This window comes from Mycobacterium parascrofulaceum ATCC BAA-614, assembly GCF_000164135.1.
Classification (GTDB): domain Bacteria; phylum Actinomycetota; class Actinomycetes; order Mycobacteriales; family Mycobacteriaceae; genus Mycobacterium; species Mycobacterium parascrofulaceum.
Window position 1 is genome coordinate 48,991 of the sequence record NZ_GG770557.1, and the last position, 4,098, is coordinate 53,088.

The 4,098-nt window shown below is 71.8% G+C and carries 3 protein-coding genes; all 3 read right to left on the reverse strand.

The window, feature by feature from the left end; all coding sequences use genetic code 11:
- On the reverse strand, window positions 1-210 hold a 210-nt coding region (locus HMPREF0591_RS21585), incomplete at its 3' end, for a Mur ligase domain-containing protein (RefSeq protein WP_007170785.1).
- Window positions 207-1,763 carry a UDP-N-acetylmuramoyl-L-alanyl-D-glutamate--2,6-diaminopimelate ligase gene (locus HMPREF0591_RS21590; protein ID WP_040623599.1) on the reverse strand — a complete coding sequence of 519 codons (1,557 nt, stop codon included), beginning with the start codon at window positions 1,761-1,763 and terminating at the stop codon, window positions 207-209. The genes HMPREF0591_RS21590 and HMPREF0591_RS21585, both read right to left, overlap by 4 nt.
- Window positions 1,764-1,959: 196 nt before the next feature.
- Window positions 1,960-4,017 carry a peptidoglycan D,D-transpeptidase FtsI family protein gene (locus tag HMPREF0591_RS21595; protein ID WP_007170787.1) on the reverse strand — a complete coding sequence of 686 codons (2,058 nt, stop codon included), beginning with the start codon at window positions 4,015-4,017 and terminating at the stop codon, window positions 1,960-1,962.
- Between the last annotated feature and the right edge of the window lie 81 nt (window positions 4,018-4,098).

The following is a 4,098-nucleotide window of genomic DNA, read 5'->3' on the forward strand; positions in this document are numbered from 1 at the left end:
GACCGCGCCGGCCTCCACCGCCGCGCCCGCGTAGTCGTGCCCGTCGGCACGGGCCCCCGGCAGCGCGAGGAACAGCCCGCCGGGACCCACGGCGCGGGAGTCGAATTCGACGCTGCCGGTGACGCGCAGCTCGGCGGCTTCCTGTGGCGAGATGTCGGCCAGCGTGCCGCCCACGATGTCGGCGATCTGCGCGACGGTCAGGTCGATCATGCCGGACCCCGCCGGGCCTTGAGCGCATCCGCCAACTCCAGCCGGTCGTCGAACGGGCGGACCTCCCCCGCCGCGCGCTGCCCGGTTTCGTGGCCTTTGCCCGCCACCAGCACCACGTCGCCCGGGCGGGCCCAGGCCACCGCGTGTTCGATCGCCGCACGCCGGTCACCGATCTCGACGACCTCGGCCGCACCGCCGCCGGCGGCCGCGCCGGCGAGGATCTCGCGGCGGATCGCGGCGGGATCCTCCCCGCGCGGGTTGTCGTCGGTGACGACGACGAGGTCGGCCAGTTCGGCCGCGGTCGCGCCCATCGGCGCCCGCTTGCCGGGATCGCGCTCGCCGCCGGCGCCGAACACGACCGCCAGCCGGCGCCCGGGGCGGGCCAGGCTGGTCAGCACCGCCCGCAGCGCGCCCGGCTTGTGCGCGTAGTCGACCAGGGCGAGGAAATCCTGGCCACAGTCGATTTCTTCCATGCGGCCCGGCACCCGGGTGTCCAGCAGCCCCGGCGCCGCCTGCTCGGGCGAAACGCCCACCGCATCCAGAATGGCCAGCGCCACAAGACAATTGGCGACGTTGTAATGCCCGGGCAGCCGGATGCCGACGCGGTGGCGCACACCGGCGGGGTCGATCGCGGTGAACTGCTGCCCGCCGGTGCCCAGCGGGATGACGTCCATCGCGCGCCAGTGCGCGGGCTGGTCGGCGGCGCTGACGGTGATCGCGGCGGCTCCACCCTGCATGGCCCTCATGGCCATGGCGCGCCCGGCCTCGTCGTCGACGCAGACCACCACCCGGCGCGCCCGCAGCGGCGACGCGGGATCGAACAGCTTCGCCTTGGCCTCGAAGTAGTCGGCCATGGTGGGGTGAAAGTCGAGGTGGTCGCGCGACAGGTTGGTGAAGGCGCCGACCGCGAATCCCGTGCCGTCCACCCGACCCAGCGCCAGCGCGTGGCTGGACACCTCCATCACGACGGTGTCCACCCCGCGCTCGGCCATCGCCGCGAACAGTGCCTGCAGCGCGGGGGCCTCCGGCGTGGTCAGCGCGCTGGGAACGTCGGCGCCGTCGATGCGGATGCCGACGGTGCCGATCAGGCCGGCCGTGCGGCCGGCGGCGCGCAGCCCGGCTTCGACCAGGTACGTGGTGGTGGTCTTGCCGGAGGTCCCGGTGATCCCGATGACGGTCGTCCGCTCCGACGGGTTCCCGTACACCGTGGCGGCCAGGGCGCCGAGCACGCCGCGGGGCGCGGGGTGCACCAGTGTCGGCACGGCCGAGGCCGAAGCGCCCATCTCGGCGACCCCGGCGGCGTCGGTGAGGACGGCGACGGCGCCGCGCTCGATCGCCTCGGCCGCATACCGGGCGCCGTGCGTCGACGAGCCGGGCAGGGCGGCGAACAGGTCACCGGGACGCACGTCCTGGGCGCGCAGCGTCACGCCGGTGACGGCCACGTCGGGCACCGCCGCGGCCCGGTCGGCGAGCACCGCCCCGACCTGCGCGGCCAGCGCGGGCAAGGCTGTGCCCGCGCCGGCGCTGGGCCGCAAACCAGTGGGCACCGACACACCTCCCGTCCACGCACGTGATCCTCATGATCGGCCATGACACCCTACCGAGGAGCACCCGATACCCAGGTGGGCTCATCGATTGAGTGTGCGTCGAGGGCGTTCGGCGTGCGCTGAGGGCGTGATGCGAGCCCGAATGCCGCCCTGAGCGCACACCGGACGCCGTCACCGCACTTTCGATGGACTGGCTGGCGGGCTAAGTGGCCTGCAGCGTCAGCGGCGGGCCGGGGTCCGGCGAGAGCGGGACGTTCTCGCGCTGCATCAACCAGCCGGCGATGTTGTGGAACAGCGGGGCCGCCGAGTGGCCCGGCGTTCCGTCCGCGTTGCGATCCGGGTTGTCCATCATGATGCCGATGACATAGCGCGGGTTGTCGACGGTGGCCATGCCGGCGAAGGTGATCCAGTAGACGTTGTCGAAGTAGCAGCCGCAGGCCGGGTTGATCTGCTGGGCGGTGCCCGTCTTGCCGGCCATCTGGTAGCCCGTCACCGCGGCGGCGGAGCCGGTGCCCTGCTGGTAACCCATCGGGTCGCGTTGCACGACGGCGCGCAGCATGTTGCGCACGGTCTGCGCCGTCTGCGCCGAGACCACCCGCACGCCTTCGGGGCGCGGCTCTTCGGTGCGGGTGCCGTCGGGCGCGATGGTGGCCTTGACGATCCGCGGCGGTATCCGCACCCCGTCGTTGGCGATCGTCTGGTACATGCCGGTCATCTGCAGCAGCGTCATCGAAAGGCCTTGCCCGATCGGCAGGTTCGAGAAGGTGCTGCCCGACCATTGGTCGATCGGCGGCACCAGCCCGGCGCTTTCCCCGGGCAGGCCCGCGTTGGTGCGTTGGCCCAGGCCGAATTTGCGGACCATGTCGTAGAAGCGTTCCGGGCCGACGCGCTGAGCGAGCATCAACGTGCCGACGTTGGAGGACTTTCCGAACACGCCGGTGGTGGTGTAGGGCATCACGCCGTGGTCCCACGCGTCGTGGATGGACACCCCGCCCATCTGGATCGACCCGGGCACCTGCAGCACTTCGTCGGGATTGGACAGGCCGTACTCGATCACCGACGACGCGGTGATGACCTTGTTCACCGAGCCGGGCTCGAACGGCGAGGACACCGCCAGGTTGCCCAGCTGCTTGTCACCCTGGCGCCCGATGTCCTGGGACGGGTCGAAGGTGTTGTCGTTGGCCATGGCCAGCACTTCGCCGGTTTTCGAGTCCAGCACGACGGCCGAAACATTGTGCGCGCCCGAGAGATTCTTGGCCTGCTGGACCTGCTGCTGGACGTAGAACTGAATGTCGTCGTCGAGGGTCAGCTGGACCATCGAACCGTTGACCGCCCGGTGCCGGTTGCGGTAGCTGCCGGGAATGACGACGCCGTCGGAGCCGCGGTCGTAGGTGACCGAGCCGTCGGTGCCGGACAGCACCGAGTCCAGGGACTCCTCCAGGCCCAACAGGCCGTGACCGTCCCAGTCGATGCCACCGACGATGTTGGCCGCCAGCGACCCGCCGGGGTACTGTCGCAGATCCTGCCGCTCCGAACCGACTTCGGGGTACTTGTCGGAGATCGCGCTGGCGACGGCGGGGTCGACGGCGCGCGCCAAATAGACGAAGTTCTCGTCGCTTTGCAGCTTCTTCAACAGGGTCGCGGAGTCCGGCTTGTCGCCCAGCCGGGTGGCGACCTCCTTGGCGATGTCCCGCAGCCGTTGCTGGGGGTCGGGGGCCGCCGAGTTCTTGTTCCTGGCCTCGTCCAGCTGCTTGCGAATCCTCTTGGGCTGGAACGTCAGCGCCCGCGACTCGATGGTGAACGCCAGCTGGTCCTTATTGCGGTCGACGATGCTGCCGCGCACCGCCTTCTCGACGTCGGTGACTTTGAGCTGGCTCGCGGCCTGGGCGCGCAGCGTCGGGGCGTTGGTGACCTGCAGGACGAACAATTGCGCCGCCGCCACCACGATCAAGACCCCGATGGCCGCGTTGCCGGCGCGATGCCGGAAGACGAACGACGCGCCGCGCGTGCCGGCCTGCACGAGCTGCCGGGTGCGCCGCTGCCGCGCCGAGTGCCCGGTCGCCGCCGCGTCCGGCCGATCGGCGGGCCGGCCGTTCTTGGCCGCCTTGGCCTTCCGGAACCGCTTCGGCTCCCCGACATCGCCGGCGTGCTGCTGTTTGGCGCGCCGCTTCGGCTGGCGAACCGCCTTGCCGTCCTGCGCCTTGCGGGGACCGCGCGAGGGTTGCGTCCGGCGGCCGCGGACGGAGTCGCCGCGGCTCACCGGGGCGCTCCTGGCGTCGCGACCGGTCCCGGCGCCACGGGCAGTGGCGCGGGCGCCGGCGCGCCGGGGACGACAACAGGG